This is a genomic window from Kurthia sibirica, assembly GCF_003143975.1.
GTDB classification, from domain to species: domain Bacteria; phylum Bacillota; class Bacilli; order Bacillales_A; family Planococcaceae; genus Kurthia; species Kurthia sibirica.
Genome location: NZ_QFVR01000020.1, coordinates 45,076 through 64,652, shown reverse-complemented (window position 1 = coordinate 64,652; position 19,577 = coordinate 45,076). Strand labels below are relative to the sequence as shown.

Below are 19,577 nucleotides of genomic sequence, written 5' to 3'. Positions count from 1 at the left end.
ATGACACAAGGTACAGTAAAATGGTTTAACGCAGAAAAAGGATTCGGTTTCATCGAAATCGAAGGCGGAAATGACGTATTCGTTCACTTCTCAGCTATCCAAGGCGACGGTTTCAAATCTTTAGACGAAGGTCAAAAAGTTGAATTCGAAGTTACTGAAGGTAACCGCGGACCACAAGCAGAAAACGTTACTAAACTTTAATCTGCAAAACGAAAAAAGCAACCTCTCGAGGTTGCTTTTTTTTGTGTTGTGCAGTAATTTCAATCATGGTCAATTACTGAAGTGGTTCGAGCACAGGCAGTATGTAATCGAACCAAAAGAGTAGATCCCTTCGAGTGAATAGAAAAAGCATAGTTGTCTAAATCCTTTATGCTGTATAGCTTGATTACAGACATAAAGTGAGAAAACTTTGCTACCTAATTTTTAATGTAAAGTATCGGCTGTGTGTAAGGAAAAAGGCAATACAGCAAATTCAATGCCATTTATAATAATGGCAACCTGATGCGCTCCAACATAATGCTTACGTGTCGTTCTGTTTTGGAATGAATGATTTCTAGTATAGGTACGTGCTGTACCTGCAAAAGTAAAGTCAGATATTTTGAATAGTTTACGTGACGTTTTACCATTAGCCTTCATATAATCGATGGCGAATTCAATACGCAATTTTTGTTTGATTGGGCTTGTCGGAACAATTGTAAAGGAAAAAGGCAAAGTAGCACCAATAGCTAGCGTATGATGAGCAATTTGGAAATCAGCGATCGTCACTGCTGGCGTGGCAACAAAACCAAAAAGTGCAAATACTTCAGCATGGCTATTACGTAATAGTCCGCGGCAGCCATGTTTTATAATCCAATCGGTACGTTTAGAATGACCATACCAGTCAGTGGCAATTTTTTTTATGAGTTCTGGATGGTCTTTAGAAATATCATTTAAGTTATTCGCAACGCTTTTCTGAACATAAACAGCTACATCATCTTTTAAACGATCTAAAATGGGCAAAATAGGTGAAGGGTCTTCTTTAAATGCTACTAAGGTTTTCCCCCAAGGTAGACGAGGACGACACCCTTCGCTGGCTAATCGTCGAATATGTTCATTGTCACTCTCAGACCATTGAAGCATTTGAGCCATCATTTTTTGCGGTTGACGCTCTATAAATGGTCGAACGGCAAACTCTGCACTAGATGATACAGTAAAATGCTCAAATGCATCCATTGAAGTAGCCCAATCTTCTTGGCCATAAACTTCTACGAAATCACTGAAAAATAAATATTCCAGACCTCGGCATTTAGGGGCGATTGCTTTTAATAATGTAATCGACTGCGAATAATCAGTTGGTAGCAATGGTTTTAATGACAGTGTGATATGGCGCATACGTTCTTTTAAGGAACGCTTTGACCACTGTTCATCGTAAATTGCCGTAAGAAAGGCGTCTTGATCAAACATAGGATATTCTTCTATCAGAGTAGCTGTAAATGACTCGAAAAAAGCAGGCGAGTACAAATTAGCTAAAGGTTCAGCCATAATTTAACGCTCCTTTAAATACATTTTACAAACAAGTGTTCTAATTATATACGATAATCAAGAAAAAAGTCAAATGAATAAAAAGAGTTAAAAACGGATTTACGAATAAAGTTTCTTGCATTGTATGGATTAGTCGCTTCTATTGCACTATTCAATCGCTATAAAAAAGTGAATGAGAAGTTTAACTAAAGGGCAGTATGACCGGAAGCCGATATATTTTTTTGAACGGTGTCATAAAATTGGTTAATCCAATCATGTGCATACGAATCAATCAGATTAGTAAACTTTACTGGGAAAACATTTATGGAAAGAATGTCTTTTTCTCTATGAAGTAATTGCATAGAAAAGTCGTTTTAGAGTTAGAATAAAATTATTTTTGAATAATAATACAAATGAATAGCATTTAACTAGGAAATGGGTTATGTTTTAGTTATTAAGAACTTAGGAGGCGCTACATGCAAAACTTTACATTTTGGAATCCAACAGCATTACATTTCGGTAAAGGGCAATTAGAACAACTGAAAACGGAAATCCCTAAATACGGTAATAAGGTATTAGTTGTTTATGGGGGAGGCAGTATTAAACGTAATGGTTTATACGAGCAAGTTATGACTTTATTAGGTGAACTGAATGCAGAAGTATTCGAGTTGGCTGGTGTTGAGCCGAACCCGCGATTGACTACAGCAGAAAAAGGCGCTCAAATTTGTAAAGATCATGCGATTGACTTCATCTTAGCAGTTGGCGGAGGCAGTGTAATTGATTGTACGAAACTAATTTCTGCAGCTGCAAAATATGAAGGTGCAGCTTGGGATATCGTGACACGTAAGCATATTCCAACAGCAGCAATTCCATTCGGTACAGTATTAACAATTGCTGCTACTGGTTCGGAAATGAACTCGGGATCGGTCATCACAAATTGGGAAACAAATGAAAAATATGGTTGGGGACATCCACTTGTATTCCCTAAATTTTCTATCTTAGATCCAGTAAATACATTCAGTCTACCATTGAATCAAACCGTATATGGTATTGTTGATATGATGTCGCATACGTTGGAACATTACTTCCATCACGATAAAAATACAGATTTCCAAGATCGTATGTGTGAAGGATTATTAAACACGGTCATGGAAACAGCACCTAAACTTTTAGAGGATCTTGAAAATTATGATAACCGTGCAACAATTATGTATACGGGTACAATGGCGTTAAATGGTATTTTAAATATGGGGTATCGTGGCGATTGGGGATCACATAACTTAGAGCACGCAGTCTCTGCAGTATATGATATACCACATGGTGGCGGATTAGCTATTTTATTCCCACATTGGATGGAACATAATTTACATTTAAATGTAGAACGTTTCAAAAAATTAGCGATGCGTGTCTTTGATGTCCCAACAACATTTGGTACAGATGAAGAAATTGCTCAAGAAGGTATTCGCAAACTTCGTGCATTCTGGACAAGTATTGGTGCACCTTCAAGACTTGCAGACTATGAAATCGATGACAGTAAAATGGACTTGATGGTCGATCGTGCAATGGCACGTGGAGACTTTGGTGTCTTTGCTAAATTGAATGCACAAGATACAAAAGAAATTTATACAGCAAGTTTATAAGCTTAAAAACCTCTCAGCATATGAGAGGTTTTTTTAGATTCTCTATTAGTAGTGAACGTTTCAAATAATACCACATCTGTTCCGCTTTCTGTGAGATTGATTCTGCAAGAAACGCGAGCGAGTGGTATTTTATGTATAAAAGCATATGAGCATCGATTCATATGCTGAAAAATAAGTAGGTAGAGATGTTGACTCACTTTCGTTTGGGCTATTCAAATAGCTTTTTAGAAGAAATTCATCATAAAATAAATAGATGAAAACTTCATAGATAGGGGGACAAGATATGATTCTTTTCATCTGACATACATAAATAGAAAAATAGTGTGATGTTGAAAAAAACATCGCCGACTTCATCATGTCACAGAAAACTTTTTTATCACGTAAAATCATGCAATTAAATGGAAGGACATGGTACTTCATGTTACGATATAGTGGAATAATCAATGAATCAATAATGATATAGCACTATATAATAATAGTAACGCCATAACAATATTAAATGGTTTTGTATAGGCGATCAAGTATTTTTGTAAAATAGAACCAAAGAGTGCCCAAGTGAAAGTACTAAGCGTACCAACAAATCCTAAAATAATAGAGAGGATGAAATAACTAATATAGCTAGAATAATAAGGTAACACATAGGTAGCAACAACAGCGATACTATATAATATACCTTTTGGATTAATAAATTGTAGCAAGGTACCGATAACCAAGAAATTTTTTGTCGATTTTTGTTGTTGGCTTTTTTCATAGGTACTGCGATATATTTTGAATGCTAAATAGAGCATATAGACTACGCCTAATAAAGAGAGTGGTGTTTGAATAGTAGGCATTAATTCAGTTAACGCAATATTGAAAACACTTGAAGCGAGCGTGATAATGAAAAAACCGATTCCGACACCCACGCTAAATGGCACCGTTCGTTTTAAGCCATACTGGTTGGCAAAAGACATAGCCATAATATTATTTGGTCCGGGGGTGAAACTTGTAATCACAACGAAAAAAATAAATGAAAAAATAGGCAAGCAAACATCTCCTTTTATATAGTATGTTATAATGCACAAAAAGTTCTATATAACGTCTAATTTTAATTAGTATACATGTAGCAAAGTACAAAGTAAATAGGAGGAATCATTTTTGGAAGAAATCCATCGTAATTTAGCAAAAAATATGAAGGCACTTCGTCAACATGAGAAACTTAGTTTAGAAAAGGTAGCTCAATTAACAGGTGTCAGTAAAACGATGATTGGACAAATTGAAAGAGGGGAATCTAGTCCTACATTAGCGACGATTTGGAAAATAGCAAATGGTTTAAAAGTTTCTTTTTCGACACTAATAGAACAACAACAAGAAACGGTTCAACTCAAACGTAAAAATCAACAGCCACAATTAGTTGAGGATGATGGAAAATACCGTATATCAGCAATTTTCCCTTTTGATGTACAACGTCGATTTGAAATTTATGATGTTGAAATGGATGTAACAAGCAAACTACAATCCGAAGCTCATCGAGAGGGTACAGAAGAGTTTTTGACTATTTATGAGGGGCAGTTGACGTTGTTTGTGGGTGATGAAACCTTTCATTTGAATGAAGGGGATGCGATTCGTTTTAAAGCGGATGTAGCACATTGTTATGAAAATAGGGGTGAAACATTGTTAAAGTTAGCAATGACTATTTATTATATTTAAAGGAGAGGAGATATATATGGATAAAATGCAACTACAGCAGTATTGTTTGACGCTACCAGGTACGACAACAGATTTCCAAGAAGATTGGCAGGCACAACGTTTTCATGTAGGTGGTAAAATGTTTGCGATGTTTGGTACTGATGCCAAAGGAATTGAGTTATTTACGATGAAATGTGACCCAGATCGTGCTGCTGCACTAAGAGAAGAACATGAAGAGATTATAGCAGGTTATTATATGAATAAAACACATTGGAATTCAATATATTATACAAGTGAAATGCCTACTGAATTTGGAGAACAGCTTTTAAAAAATGCGTATGAACTTATTTTTAATAAATTGACAAAAAAAGCTCAAAATTTGATATATGAACAGTCAATCGTATAATTCGTTTCATAAATGAGTGAGGGGTGTCGATATGTTTCCAACTATTTCAACAGAAAGATTAAATTTGAGAGAACTACAACCTGAAGATGCGTTAGATGTATTAACTTGTTTTTCAAATGAAGATGTTCTACGCTACTACGGGCAGAGACCGTTGACAAGCATGGAACAAGTGAAGGATATACTAGTGAACTTCGCCACAGATTTTAAACGGAAAAAAGGTGTAAAATGGGGTATTGAAGTTCATGGTCAACATAGAATAATAGGAACAATTGGTTTTCAAGAGTGGTCGCTAGAGCATAAACGTGCAGATATAAGCTATGCTTTGTTTCCAGAGTTTTGGGGTGAAGGCTATGCCAATGAAGCAGTGAAGGCAGCCATAAACTATGGTTTTGATGAAATGGAATTGACGAGAATTGGAGCAATCGTTTTAGTAGGAAATGAGGCTTCAAGTCATATATTAAAAAAGCAGGGTTTTCAATTAGAAGGTATTTTGCAAAATTATATGTATCAAAATGATCAACCATTTGATGCTGAAATATATGCCATTACAACCTAATATTTTTGCATAAAAGAGCTTATTCTGTTCTAACAGAGAAAGTTCTTTTTTATTATGTGAAAATAGGTTGTAATAATTAGTAGTAGGTGATAATAACAGGTAATAAAGAGGAGACAAACATGCAATCTAAAGCGAGAATCACATCAATTGGTACTTATGTTCCTGAACGAATATTACATAATGATGATTTAGAAAAAATAATAGATACGAATGATGAATGGATTATAAAAAGAACGGGCATTAAAGAAAGACGTATTGCCGCTGAAGATGAATTTGCTTCAACATTAGCTTTTAAAGCAGTGGAGAACTTGATTCAGCGTTCTGGAAAAACATTGGTGGATGTTGATGGGATTATTGTATCAACAACAACAGCTGATTTTGTCATGCCGAGCGTTGCTTGTTTGGTGCAAGCACGCTTTGACATACCTCAAGCTGCTGCTTTTGATTTTAATACAGCTTGCTCTGGTTTTGCGTATGCCGCACATATTGCAAATGGTTTAATTACTTCGGGTTTACATAAAAAAATATTACTCATTACAACGGAAACCATGTCTAAAATAATGGATTATACAGATCGTGCTACATGTATTTTATTTGGTGATGGCGCCGCTGCATTTTTACTCGAATATGATGAAGTTAATCCTAGTTTTATTGCTTCTCATTATGGTACGAATGGACATGGAGGAGCCCATGTTTACTGCACAAATTTGGCAAGTGTTATGAATGGTGTGGCGTTGAAAGATGATGGAAAACTCGTGCAAAATGGTCCAGAAGTGTATAAGTGGGCATCACGAACAGTACCTGAGGGTGCAAAAATATTAGTGGCACAAGCAAAAATTCCATTGGCATCAATTGATTGGTTCGTACCACATAGTGCGAATTTACGTATGATTCAATCCATATGTGAAAAATTAAAACATCCTATTGAAAAAACACTAACGAGTGTTGAATATTATGGTAATACTTCATCTGTTTCCATCCCGCTTGCCCTTCAAAGAGGACTAGATGATGGGCGGCTTCAAAATGGTCACACGCTATTACTTTATGGTTTTGGCTCTGGTTTAACATATGCTGGTCATATTGTGAAATGGCAGTTGGATCCCCAGCGAGAACAATCGTTCTAAAACACGTTTTTTACTTATTAAAAGTATATACATAGCGCTGAATTTGTGGCATACTTAGCAAGCTATTTTTCATATTTTTTCTATTGAGGAGACGTTTTATGGATCATTCAAAAAGTAAAATCAATCTCGTCGTTGCTGGTTTATTACTCGCTGTATTTATGTCAGCTATTGATAATACAATCGTGGCAACTGCGATGGGTACAATCTTATCACAACTAGGTGGTATGGATAAATTTATCTGGGTAACATCCGCATATATGGTCACTACTATGGCTGGTATGCCAATATTTGGTAAGCTGTCTGATATGTATGGACGTAAGAAATTTTTCATCTTTGGCTTGACTGTTTTTGTCGCAGGGTCCGCACTCTGTGGTATAGCGACGTCCATTGAACAGCTTGCTATTTTTCGTGCTATTCAAGGATTAGGTGCAGGGGCATTAATGCCGATTGCATTTACAATCATATTTGATATTTTCCCACCGCATAAACGGGGGAAAATGACAGCCTTATTAGGTGCAGTTTTTGGAATTGCTAGTGTAGTGGGTCCGTTATTAGGCGCTTATATTACAGAATATATTGGTTGGGAATGGATTTTCTATATTAATCTACCAATTGGTATTGCTTCCTTTATACTCATCACTAAATACTATAAGGAATCACCGGTGTTATCAAAACAAAAAATTGATTGGACTGGTGCTGCAACCCTTGTGATTGCTGTATTAAGTTTAATGTTTGCGCTGGAGCTAGGCGGCGATAAATATGCATGGAAATCACCGGAAATAGGTGCGTTATTAGGCAGTTTTATATTATTCTTCATCATTTTTATCTTCGTAGAATTAAAGGCACAGGAACCGATTATCCCGTTCTTTTTATTCAAAAGACGCTTATTTGCTTCATCGCAAATGCTCGCATTTTTATATGGTGCAACATTTATTATTTTAACGGTTTATATACCTATATTTGTACAAGCGGTTTATGGGGGTTCGGCGACAAATGCAGGATTGATACTTATGCCAATGATGCTTGGTTCAGTAGCTGGTAGCGCCTCAGGAGGAATATTTTTAACGAAATTCAGCTATCGCCAATTAATGACGGTATCTGTAATTTCGTATTTGATTGGTATGATTTGTTTAAGTACGCTTACACCTGATTCGAGCCGTTGGTTACTAACAGTATTTATGATCTTAGTAGGCTTTGGTATGGGCTTTTCATTCTCATTATTACCGACTGCATCGCAACATAATTTAGAGCCGAGATTTAGAGGTACGGCAAACGCTACCAATCAATTTCTTCGCACACTTGGTATGACAATGGGTGTGACAATTTTTGGTGCGGTTCAAACCAAACTTTTTACTTCTCAAATGACAGAAGGTTTTAAAAATACCGTGGTTAACGGTGAAACAACCCAAAATTTTGGCGATACACGTGAAATTTTTGAAGCATCGATACGGGCGAAAATTCCACCAGAAATCTTAAATATAATCGTCAATGCAATGTCCTACTCAATTGCTCATCTGTTTATGTTTGCTTGTATTCCTATTATTATTGCAGCAATTTTTGTCTATACGATGGGGAATTCAAGAGTAGAAATCCCACAAGAAGAACAGAAAAAATAATGAAAAAGTCCTTTTGATTTAGAAAATCGAGAGGGCTTTTTTGCATTTTTTATAACAATAATAACAACATTACAAAATAAAGGTAAAATTAGATGTTAATTTATTGAATTATTATGATACAATTAGTTATAGTACATAAGTAGTAGGAGGATTTATATGGCAAAAACAAGGATGGCTAGACGACGTAAGAGGAAGTGGCTAAAAAATACAGTGCTATTCTTTTTTGTATGTGCATTGATGGTTGGTAGCTATATGTCTTATTCCATTTGGTCAGTAAAGGGAGCGCTCGAGCAATCAAAAGTTTCATTACAGCGCGATAACAATAAATCTGAACTTCGTGAAAAAGCTGTGTCGTATAGCGATGAACCTTTTTCTATTCTCGTGTTGGGTGTAGAAGATTATGCAACGGGCAAAGAAACAGGTAGAGCAGATACACAAATTGTTATGACATTTAATCCAAAGAAAAATAAAGTTAATTTAGTGACAATACCACGAGATACACGTGTGCAAATTGATCATGCTGGTCAGTATACAGGCGTACATAAAATAAATGCTGCTATGACATATGGTGGCTTGAATCAATACGGTGCAGAAAAATTACAACTTGAAACAACAGAGAAATTACTGAATATTCCAATTGATGCGTTTGTAACAGTTAATTTTGATGGCTTTAGAGATGTTGTAAATGCTTTGGGTGGAATTGATATTGATATTAAATATCCATTTTGGGAAGATAATATCTATACGAAACAACGTATTAATTTTGATAAAGGACTAGCGCACTTAAGCGGAGAAGAAGCATTAGCTTTCGTACGAATGCGTAAGCGAGAGGTGAACAATCTTTATAATCGCGATGAAAGACAACGTCAATTAATAAATGCCACAATAGAGCAAGCAAAATCTGCAGGGACATTGCTTAAAGTGGGTGAATTAACAAAGATATTTGGCGAAAATGTTAAGACAAGTTTATCCGTTTCAGATTTATTTGCAATTCAAAGTCAATATTTAAAAATGGATACGCTAAAAATGGTTTCAAAAGAATTGACAGGGTCGGAGCAACGTATTAATGGTGTTTCTTATTTTGTTGCAAATTATGAGGATTTAAAAGTGATGAGTACTACTTTGCGAAAAGAATTAGAGCTTGATACGGAACAACCTTTTGTGACAAGTGCATCATTTAATTAGGTGTCTTTCATCAATAGACTGGATCATAGGTATAAATATACGGCCATATCTGAGTATAAGAAAAACCGAAATCGCGCTACAAGCGCGATTTCGGTTTTTTGTTGCGAAGTCTAAAAAAGGTAGGTGAAATAGTTTGTCTCAATCGCGTTCCTTTTTCGTCTGGGGTGATACTTTTGCCTGAAGAGGAGAACAATACGCTAGAGCTCATCTTCTATTTGGTGGCAAGTATTTTATATAGTTATGTGAATAGACTGGGTTTTTACAATTAAAACTTGAAAATAACGGCGAATAAAATGAATGAATTTAAGCTAAATAGAACCGTTTAATTATTTGTTTCTTAGGTAATCTAAGTATCAATAAACGGATGGTACTGTGTTTTTTTATACGTAAAATACAATACCATATGCTCGTGTCTGCTACTGCATGAAAGCGAGGCTTGCAGAAAGCATTAAGAAGAAGTGTTGTTGTTTGAGATTCACAACAAATAGTATAAACCATTAAAAAGGCTTTTTTATTTTATGCATTATATGATTTCAATAGTTATTGTACTCAATTTGACAATCAAAGTAGATGATGATTTTTCTTTCTACTGTGTATATTAAGAGAAAAAGTCATGAACAATTAATTGTATAGAATAACAAGAAATTAATATTTTTTGTAAAAAGAGTAGCATTATTTTACCCAATCACATCTAAATATAAACGTGAATAGACCTATTTTTTCACTTTTTAACTTAATTTTAACCTTCGATGTTTAAATTTAATAGTGTAAGTATTGTTATAAATAACAAAAGGAGAAATAAATGGAAACTATACTATCATTATCACAAAATTTTTATAAGTTGGTTGGCAAACGTCTTTTTGATTTACTACTAGCAATAATATTACTACCACTGATCATCATCATCATCATCATTACTGGAATTATTCTTTTTCTAGTAGAACACGACAAAATATTTTTTAAACAGATTAGAGTAGGAAAATTGAATAAACCATTTTTAATTTGGAAATTTCGTACAATGACATCAGCAAAAAATGACTGTGTAGCTACTACAGAAAGAAATTGGCCATATGGCATACCCGATAATTTTGTTTTTAAAGAAAACTTGGAAGATCCACGTATTACAAAATTAGGTAAATGGTTAAGACAGCTAAGTATTGATGAGTTACCGCAATATTTTAATGTAATCAAAGGAGATATGAGTTTTATAGGTCCTAGACCAGAAGTACCTGCTTTTACAAAATACTATAATGATCACCAAAACAAAAGGTTGGATGTCAAACCTGGAATTACTGGTTGGGCACAAGTGAACGGTCGTTCGAATATTTCTCATGGCGAGAAAATAGAATATGACCGATATTATGTTGAACAGTATAGTTTTAAAATGGATCTTAAAATTTTGTGGAAAACAGTCATTAATATTTTAAAAAGGGAAGGGGCATATTAAGTTGAAAGACAGAGTTTTTACAGTTAAAGATTTAGCATTATGTTTTTTACAAAATAAGTACAAAATTATGTTAATGGGACTACTTGGTTTAGCGATTTCTATGTACTTAACACAGTTTATACAACCTCAATTTGAAGCGAAATCAGATGTACTCATAGAAACGGTTGGAAATGACGCCAATAATAATACATTACAACTTATGGCAACATTTGAAGATTTAGTAGTTAGTACCAGAATCATTAATTCTGTTAATAAAGAATTGGAGCAGCCCATTGAGGCAAAAGATTTATTGAAAATGGTGCGCATTGAAACAGGGACTGCATCGCAATTAATGACGATTTATGTGACAGCTGACAATAAAGAAATGGCAAAAAAAATAGCGAATTTATTTGTTGGTTCATTTAAAAAAGAAATAAATCAACATTTTACCAAAAGTAACGTTATTATTTTAAGCGATGCTTCGATAAGTTCAACGACTGATCAACAGACATTATCATTTATTTATGGCATTGTTGGTTTCATCTTATTCAGTTTAGTCACATATTTATTGTATTTAGTGAAGGAAATATATCGCCCTAAAGTGGATAGTGAAGAAAAGATAGAATTACTAAATCAACAACTTTTAGCTACTTTGCCAACAGCAAAAAAAAGGCAGAACAAACAACAATCTCAATTAATAAAAAAGAATTTCCAATTGTCTGCACCTTTAATTGACAATGACAATAAAAATTACCCGATATCCATATTGCTCATCCATCAAGAAGTACAAGCGTTGCAACAAGTAGCAGCAGGAATTGCGTATTCATATAGTTCAATCGGAAAAAAACCTTTGATTATAGAAGTAAACAATGAAAATAAATCTAACAATAACGCTAGAAATTACTGGAGTAAATTCATTAATGGTGAAATCAAATTGACTGAAATTATCGAAAAAGATGACAAAATGTCAGAGATAGATCGTTTAAAAATAAGTTTTTCTGACCAGCTGGATAGCACGCTAGTAAAGAGCTTACAAGATGAATTACAACAAAAATATGATGTGCTGTTATTTACGACAAATATAAAAAACAAACCATATACTTTTGTTTTAAGTCAATTAATTGGTCAAGCTATTTACATAGTAAATTCCAAGAAAATGACAATGACTGAAGCAGAAAAAGATTTAAAAAAATTACAACAAATGAATCTAATAATCCTTGGGACGGTGTTGATTAAGTAAAGAGGAGCGAGTTTATGAGTAGTTGGATCCAAAAACAAGGGAAAAATAAATTTATTTCAGCATTATCTATTTTAATTGCAGGATCTGCTGTTTCAAATTTAATATTGATTAGTATTACACCTTTACTAACGAGACTTTATACACCAGAAGAATTTGGTGTGTTATCGGTCTATTCAGCCATCTTATATATGCTAATGATTATCGTATCATTGCGCTATGAGGCCGCCATCGTATTACCAAAAAAGATAAAGGATGCCTACACTTTACTCTATATTGCTAATATTTCAACATGTATTGTCAGTATTACTGTATTTGTCGCAATGTATTTTTTTCCGGTGGGTACATGGTTAGATATTCCAATGGCTTCAAATTATTTCTGGTTAATTGCTATTAGTTTATTTTTTGTTGGGATTTTTCAAAACTTTAATAATTGGGCATTGCGAATGGAAGCATATGGAGTTATTTCAAAATCTAAAGTAGTAATGAATAGCTCACAAGGTTTCAGCCAACTTATTTTTGGATTTCTTCACTTTGGCTTAATAGGCCTAATAATGGGTGAAGTTGTAGGTAGAATTTCTGGCGCATTAAAATATATACAGTTTTATAAAAAAGATATACGAATGTCTTTTAAAACAACAAGGTTAGAGGCAAAAGCACTAGCGCAAAGGTATATAAAATTCCCCCTAGTCTCAAGTATTTCTGGTCTTTTATTTAGTGCAGGAACTAATTTACCTACATTGTTTTTAGCAACATTTTTTGATGTTCAATCTGCTGGTTACTATTATTTAGCGCAGAAATTATTGACTGTTCCAGAGAATCTAATCGGCTTTTCAGCATCACAAGTGTATTTAACGCAAGTAGCGCAGCTCGTTAATAATGGGGAAAGTGTCAGAGCCTATTGTATAGAAACAATTAAAAAGTTGGTCATCATAACATTGGTAATCATGGTGGTGATCGATCTAGTTACTCCTCTTGTTTTTCAATATATTTTTGGCGATGAATGGGGGACTACAGCGACATTTATACAAATTTTATCTATTATGTATTTCACAAGAATTGTTCTACAACCACTCAATAGTATATTCCAAATATATGAGGCATTTTATTCCCAAGTATCAGCTGAATTGATCCGTTTTATATTGATTATCATTGCTATCGTAACATCGTCTATCTTTTCAGTGACGAATGTACAAGCTTTATGGTCAATTAGTATTTTAACGACAGTAGGCTATATTATTTGTGCTTTATTAGCTTGGCAGGTTATGCGGAAAGTGGGAGAAAAGCAGTATGTTACAAAATCCGAAACATAGTATGGAAAGAATTATTTTGTTTTTGCTCACCTTATCAATTGGTACAAGCGCCATTGTAACCGTAGAGCCAGCACCTACAGATGTATTACTAATCCTAACAATCTGCATAGCTGCTCTATTTAATCAACTGTATTTCAATAACTCGATCATGCTTGGTTTCTTTCTTGTAATGTCCTTTTTAGCCATAAATATGCTGTCTTTTTTTTGGGTAGTATCACCAGAGAAGGCCATGTCTTATGTAGCAATAACCATTTATATGGCTTTTATGTGGAGTGGTGTTGTTGGCTTGGGTGGTGTATATGGTGTTAAACTACTGCAATTAATTACAAAGGTCTATTTTTATATAGGTTTGGCAACAGCACTCTTAGCATTAGTAACTTATTTTCATCTAATTCCTTATTACGAAGCATTTTTTATGTTTGATCGTGTAAAACTCTTGTTTAAAGATCCCAATGTCCTTGGGCCATATTTAGTATTTCCAGCGCTTTATGCTATTGCAAAATTTGAAGAAAAAGGGAAAGTTCTTTATTTTATAAGTTTCTTTATGATTACAAGCGGTATTATTGTTTGTTTTTCTAGAGCAGCATGGTTGAATTTATTTGTTTCGATTATAGTCTTTTTAGTATTATTGCAATTTAAACGTCAGCGTAAGACGATGCGACTTATTTGGATGTTCTTAGTACTAGGGATCGTAGCCTTCACCGTTATTTATACGAATGATACTTTGAAAACACAATTTACAGAACGCCTAGGTTTACAACAGTATGATACTGAACGATTTAATTCGCAAAAAAATGCATCGATTATAGGGATCACAGACCCATTAGGTAAGGGACCAGGTCAATCAGAACTGCTGTTGGAAATTGCACCACATAATTTATTTGCACGCCTACTCATTGAAAATGGGTTACTCGGTGTTGTAACCTTTGTCGTATTTGTTATAGCATCTCTTGTCAGCGCATTTCAAAGTATGAAGCAGAGTGCACACTTTACTTACTATTATATGATTGTTATGTCAGCAATTATTGGACAATGTGTAAATAGTCTTTTTATTGATACATTACATTGGCGTCATTTTTGGTTGTTGTTAGCATTAGCGTGGATACCATATAAAAGAGGAGGATATAGATGAGAATTGTCCAATTAATTACACGTTTTGATACATTAGGTGGTGCTCAAACACATGTTTTAGAATTATCAAAAGCATTAGCAAAGGATGGACATGAAGTCTATATTTTATATTCTAAAGGGCAAGAAATCTTTGGTCTAAGTGGAGAAGAACGAATCCATTGCATACAATTAAATCATTTAATTCATCAAATACATCCACTACAAGATTTTTTATCCTTACAAGAAACAAAAAAGATACTACGTTTAATCCAACCGGATTTGGTAGCATTACATTCTTCAAAAGCAGGTATTATTGGTCGTTTGGCTGCAGCGTCTCTGAATATTCCAACAGTATTCACGGCACATGGCTGGGCCTTTACTGAAGGTGTTTCGACAATCAAACAAAAAATCTATAGTCAAATAGAGCGCTTTATAGCAAAAAAAACGGATTGTATTATTACCGTATCAAATTATGATGGGCAGTTGGCTGTGGTGAATCAGATTAAGCCTAAATATCTGCTGAAAACGATACATAATGGTATTCATGATTCAACACCACAACGAACTGACAGAGAAGATACCTTAAATATCATGATGGTTGCACGTTTTCAAACACCAAAGCGACAGGATTTGTTAGTAGATGCTTTTGCAGCATTACAGATAGATCATGCGCAATTACTGTTTGTAGGAGAGGGCAAAGAATTGGAAAAAGTGAAATTACAAGCTGAATATTTATGCTTACAAGATCAAGTACATTTTTTAGGAGCAAGGAAAGATGTACCGCAATTATTAACGCAAGCTACTATTTTTGTATTATTATCCGATTTTGAAGGCTTACCGCTATCAATTATTGAGGCTATGGCTTGTGGGCTTCCAATTGTCGCTTCTGATGTTGGTGGTGTAAGTGAATTAATCACACATGGGGAAAATGGATTTTTAGTTGGTAAAGAGAAAAATGACATACACTATTATTTAAATCTATTAGCAGAAAATCGTAAATTACGTGAACAAATGGGAGAAAAAGCACGGGCTCGATTTGTAGAAAGTTTTCAATTTGATAAAACATATAAAGAAACACTGGAAATTTATGAACAAGTTGCACTTGGTATAGGAGGGAATTATGATGTTTCAATCTAAAGTTATTACCACGCAAGTAGAGTTTGAGCAGTATCAATCTACTTGGGAGGCCATCATTCAGAAAATAGATAATAATAATCCCTTTATTGAATTTACCTGGCTTACTTGTTGGTGGCAAACAGTCGGCAATAAAAAAAATATTGAAATATATGTAATTAGTGAACAACAAACAATTATTGGATTTATACCATTGGAAAAAAAGAACATTAATCATAAAGAAACTGAATATTCATTTATGGCAGTAGGTGATGCTAGCTATATGGACATTGTGGCAGAAGAGCAGTACAAAAAAAAAATTTTACAATTTCTGGTGACGACTGTATTAAAAACTACAGAGAAAACAACAATCTCATTACATGGTTTAGTTGAAAATGCTCCAACAAGTATGTATTTAGAATGGTTACTTCAAAAAGAAGGAGTTACCTTTGATTTCACACGTACTGTAGCACCAAATATTACAATTAATGAGTTGGATAAAACAGCTTATTTTCATAAACGACGAAAATTATTTGGTTTAAATAGATTGGAGCAAAGCTTAGAGCAACAAGGAGAGATATGTTTCCGACAAGTAAAAGTGGAAGAACTAGATAAAATGTATCAGCTATTTGATGATCGGTGGCAAATGAAAAATGATACAAGTGGTTTTACAACTAGAGAGAAGCGACAATTTCATCGCAAATTAATAGAAGAGACAAACTTAGTAACGATTGATGGGTTATTTTTAGATGACGAATTGTTAGCCTTTTCTTTTGGTTATCGACTTCGAGGAACCTATCTAGGTTGTAATATAGCATTTGAACCTGCTTTTGCTTGTTTTGGACTTGGGAATATTCTTGATAAAAAATTGATTACTAATAGTTTTAATGAAGAAGATAAAATATTTGATTTTAGTATCGGTTTTGAAAAATATAAATTTAATTGGGCAACAGAAACCCTATATTTAAGATATTATACATTTGGAAATAAAGCAGTTCAACATAAAGTGACATGGCAAAATACAAAAAATTTAATAAAACAGCAAATTAAAAAAAATGATAAATTAGTGGCTTTTAAGCGCAATACTTTAGGTAAGTGGCTGTATTATTTAAAAAAACCACTGAGAATTTGGCAACCCATAAAAAATGCATTTGCCTATCATTGCACACAAATATATGTTTTGCCAGCGCATAGCATGGAGAAAGAAAATAGATTAAATAAAAAAATACCTTTAATGCAACTATATAATACAACAAAAAATGAAGATTGTATTATGAATTCATTTAAAGGATCTGTGTATTATGAAATGAATAAAACAGATCGCTATACTATAAATAAAACACTTATTCATAAAAAATATTGGTTGAATTCAATTGTTTTGCCTAAAAAATCACTGTTTATTGATGGGGTAGTAACGACAGCGAACCTAGCAAATTGGAATGACGAAACTATTTATTGTAGTGCAAATAGATGGGATATTGATAAAAAGAAATTATTGAATCACATGGGTTTCACTAAAGTAACAGCTATTTATACCATAAAATTTTTGAATATACAAAAATTTTATGGCAAAAACCTTATATTAAAAAGTGCAAAAAGATATGAATTTATCTTTCCAGAAAAGCTCAAGGCAGTGAAGGAGGATGTTAAATAACATGGATAAGAAGGGTGGCTTCGTCATCTCGTTAGATTTTGAACTTGGATGGGGTGTACAAGATACAAATCGGGACGGTTCCTATGATGGTAATTTACATGCGGTACATACTGTTGTTCCAAGATTGTTGGAGTTGTTTTCAAAATATGCTATTCATGTAACTTGGGCAACTGTTGGAATGCTCTGTGTAACATCAAAAACAGATTTAATACAATATTTACCATGTGAAAAACCAACATATAGCAATACAGTATTTTCTTCATATGAAATTATGCCAAGTATACAGGACAAGGATCCACGCTATTTTGCAGCATCACTTGTTGAATTAATTAAAAATACCGCAAATCAAGAATTCGCTACGCATACTTTTAGCCATTATTATTGTGTGGAGGATGGCCAGACAAAGGAACAATTTATATCAGATTTAAAAAGCGCTAAAAAAATTGCACAGCAGCCATTAAAATCAATTGTTTTTCCACGAAATCAAGTGAATAAAGATTACTTATCTATTTGTCAAAAAGAAGGGATTCGTGCATATAGAGGGAATCCAAAACATCCATTATTTAAGTCAGAGCAGTTTTTAGATGGCTGGCATTTTAAAAGAATTTATAAAATAGCTGATAGCTACTTAAATCTAACAGGGCATCATACATTTAGTTTGCAGCAGATAGAAAAAAATCATATTTGGAATATCCAAGCAAGTGCTTTTTTGAGACCCTATTATAGTCGCTTGAAAATACTAGAAAATTTAAAATTAAAACGAATTGTAAAATCATTACAATATGCAGCGAAAAATGGAGAAATTTATCATCTGTGGTGGCATCCACATAATATGGGAAAAAACATAGATGAAAATTTTGAGTTTCTTGAAAAAGTATTAGTTGAATTTACGAAAAATAAAGAGAAATATAATTTTCAAAGTTACTCTATGAGTGATGTGGTAAAAAATTTAGAAATAAATAACTAAAAAGGGGCGATTTGATGCGTATTCTCGTAACAGGTGGAACTGGCTATATAGGTTCTCAAATATGCGTAGATTTATTAGAAATGGGTTTTGAAGTAGTAATTGTAGATAATTTATCGAATAGTTCAATCAATATAGTTACAAAAATTGAAAAAATAACAGGGAAAAAAATAGATTTTATTCATGCTGATATTACCAATAAGATGGAGTTAGAAGTAGTCTTTAGATCATTTCAAATTGATCGCGTGATTCATTTAGCTGGTGTAAAATCGGTTAATGACTCTATAAATAATCCACTAGATTATTATAGTGAAAATATACTTGGTACGATTATTTTACTAGATGTGATGAAAAAATATCATGTTAATAAAATAATATTTAGTTCATCAGCGACAGTTTACGGTATTCCGAAAGAGGTACCGATAAAAGAAGAAGCCAAATTGGAAACAAGAAATCCATATGGTTTGACAAAATTAGCAATAGAGCAGCTTTTAGGTGCATTAGCGCAATCCAATGAAAATTTATCAATTGTTATATTGCGGTATTTTAATCCGATTGGAGCACATGAAAGTGGAGAAATCGGTGAAAAACCACAAAGTATACCAAATAATTTAATGCCGTTTATTACACAAGTAGCAAGTGGAGAAAGAGCGTATCTACAAGTTTTTGGAGATAATTATAATACACCAGATGGAACAGGTATTAGAGATTATATTCATGTAGCCGATTTATCTAAAGGACATATAAAAGCGCTACAGTATTTGGATAATCATTCAGGATGTGAAATATTCAACTTAGGCTCAGGTTCTGGTTATTCTGTTTTTGAAATTATTGAAGCTTTTCAATTGGAGAACAATATTATCCTAGAGTATGAAGTGGTTGGAAAACGAGATGGGGATGTTGCAAGTTGTGTAGCAGATATATCAAAAGCACAGCAAGTGTTAGAGTGGGCGCCCACAAAAACAATCGAAGAAATGTGTAGAGATTCGTGGCGCTGGCAACAAATGAGTTCGCAAGAAAATAGTATGAAACGGGCATTAGAAAAAGAGTGATAGGAGATTGTAT

At 33.7% G+C, this 19,577-nt stretch carries 18 protein-coding genes; 16 read left to right on the top strand and 2 right to left on the bottom strand.

What is annotated here, in order from left to right; all coding sequences use genetic code 11:
- Positions 1 to 201: a cold-shock protein gene (locus DEX24_RS13215; protein WP_109306888.1), complete on the top strand. Its 201-nt coding sequence runs from the start codon at positions 1 to 3 to the stop codon at positions 199 to 201.
- Positions 202 to 423: 222 nt separating this feature from the next.
- Here the strand turns inward: DEX24_RS13215 and DEX24_RS13210 are convergent, their stop codons facing one another.
- Positions 424 to 1,521 (bottom strand): DNA alkylation repair protein, encoded by a 1,098-nt coding sequence (locus tag DEX24_RS13210; RefSeq protein ID WP_109306887.1) that lies wholly within the window; start codon positions 1,519 to 1,521, stop codon positions 424 to 426.
- A gap of 455 nt (positions 1,522 to 1,976) precedes the next feature.
- On the opposite strand from DEX24_RS13210, the gene DEX24_RS13205 reads away from it, so the two are divergent.
- On the top strand, positions 1,977 to 3,140 hold the full coding sequence (locus tag DEX24_RS13205; protein ID WP_109306886.1) for an iron-containing alcohol dehydrogenase: 1,164 nt from the start codon (positions 1,977 to 1,979) through the stop codon (positions 3,138 to 3,140).
- 440 nt (positions 3,141 to 3,580) lie between these two features.
- Here DEX24_RS13205 and DEX24_RS13200 read toward each other — a convergent pair whose 3' ends face one another.
- Entirely contained in the window at positions 3,581 to 4,165 is a 585-nt protein-coding gene (locus DEX24_RS13200; protein ID WP_109306885.1) for a LysE family translocator, read from the bottom strand.
- A 112-nt stretch (positions 4,166 to 4,277) separates the two neighbouring features.
- Between DEX24_RS13200 and DEX24_RS13195 the strand changes: the two genes are divergently transcribed.
- The 14 genes from DEX24_RS13195 to galE all read left to right on the top strand — a co-directional run bounded on the left by DEX24_RS13195 (position 4,278) and on the right by galE (position 19,564).
- Entirely contained in the window at positions 4,278 to 4,829 is a 552-nt protein-coding gene (locus DEX24_RS13195) for a helix-turn-helix domain-containing protein (protein WP_109306884.1), read from the top strand.
- A 16-nt stretch (positions 4,830 to 4,845) separates the two neighbouring features.
- Positions 4,846 to 5,214: an MmcQ/YjbR family DNA-binding protein gene (locus DEX24_RS13190; RefSeq protein ID WP_109306883.1), complete on the top strand. Its 369-nt coding sequence runs from the start codon at positions 4,846 to 4,848 to the stop codon at positions 5,212 to 5,214.
- Positions 5,215 to 5,245: 31 nt separating this feature from the next.
- Positions 5,246 to 5,770, top strand: a complete 525-nt coding sequence (locus tag DEX24_RS13185) for a GNAT family N-acetyltransferase (protein WP_109306882.1) — start codon at positions 5,246 to 5,248, stop codon at positions 5,768 to 5,770.
- Positions 5,771 to 5,889: 119 nt separating this feature from the next.
- Positions 5,890 to 6,894: a ketoacyl-ACP synthase III gene (locus tag DEX24_RS13180; RefSeq protein ID WP_109306881.1), complete on the top strand. Its 1,005-nt coding sequence runs from the start codon at positions 5,890 to 5,892 to the stop codon at positions 6,892 to 6,894.
- A gap of 98 nt (positions 6,895 to 6,992) precedes the next feature.
- A complete protein-coding gene (locus DEX24_RS13175) occupies positions 6,993 to 8,510 on the top strand; it encodes an MDR family MFS transporter (RefSeq protein ID WP_109306880.1) in 1,518 nt (505 codons plus the stop codon).
- A gap of 156 nt (positions 8,511 to 8,666) precedes the next feature.
- Complete coding sequence (locus DEX24_RS13170; protein ID WP_109306879.1) at positions 8,667 to 9,695, top strand: LCP family protein; 1,029 nt, start codon at positions 8,667 to 8,669, stop codon at positions 9,693 to 9,695.
- An 802-nt stretch (positions 9,696 to 10,497) separates the two neighbouring features.
- On the top strand, positions 10,498 to 11,142 hold the full coding sequence (locus DEX24_RS13165; protein ID WP_109306878.1) for a sugar transferase: 645 nt from the start codon (positions 10,498 to 10,500) through the stop codon (positions 11,140 to 11,142).
- Position 11,143: 1 nt separating this feature from the next.
- Positions 11,144 to 12,361 (top strand): hypothetical protein, encoded by a 1,218-nt coding sequence (locus DEX24_RS13160; protein WP_109306877.1) that lies wholly within the window; start codon positions 11,144 to 11,146, stop codon positions 12,359 to 12,361.
- A 14-nt stretch (positions 12,362 to 12,375) separates the two neighbouring features.
- Positions 12,376 to 13,671, top strand: coding sequence for an oligosaccharide flippase family protein (locus tag DEX24_RS13155; protein ID WP_109306876.1), 1,296 nt, complete (start codon positions 12,376 to 12,378; stop codon positions 13,669 to 13,671).
- Entirely contained in the window at positions 13,649 to 14,803 is a 1,155-nt protein-coding gene (locus DEX24_RS13150; RefSeq protein WP_109306875.1) for an O-antigen ligase family protein, read from the top strand. Before DEX24_RS13155 ends, DEX24_RS13150 begins: the two co-directional genes overlap by 23 nt.
- Positions 14,800 to 15,918 carry a glycosyltransferase family 4 protein gene (locus tag DEX24_RS13145; RefSeq protein ID WP_109306874.1) on the top strand — a complete coding sequence of 373 codons (1,119 nt, stop codon included), beginning with the start codon at positions 14,800 to 14,802 and terminating at the stop codon, positions 15,916 to 15,918. The genes DEX24_RS13150 and DEX24_RS13145 overlap by 4 nt, the downstream gene beginning before the upstream one ends.
- Positions 15,905 to 17,548, top strand: a complete 1,644-nt coding sequence (locus DEX24_RS13140) for a GNAT family N-acetyltransferase (RefSeq protein ID WP_170112948.1) — start codon at positions 15,905 to 15,907, stop codon at positions 17,546 to 17,548. Before DEX24_RS13145 ends, DEX24_RS13140 begins: the two co-directional genes overlap by 14 nt.
- 1 nt (position 17,549) lies before the next feature.
- A complete protein-coding gene (locus DEX24_RS13135) occupies positions 17,550 to 18,515 on the top strand; it encodes a polysaccharide deacetylase family protein (protein ID WP_170112947.1) in 966 nt (321 codons plus the stop codon).
- A 14-nt stretch (positions 18,516 to 18,529) separates the two neighbouring features.
- Positions 18,530 to 19,564 carry a UDP-glucose 4-epimerase GalE gene (galE, locus tag DEX24_RS13130; protein WP_109306871.1) on the top strand — a complete coding sequence of 345 codons (1,035 nt, stop codon included), beginning with the start codon at positions 18,530 to 18,532 and terminating at the stop codon, positions 19,562 to 19,564.
- Positions 19,565 to 19,577: the final 13 nt, after the last annotated feature.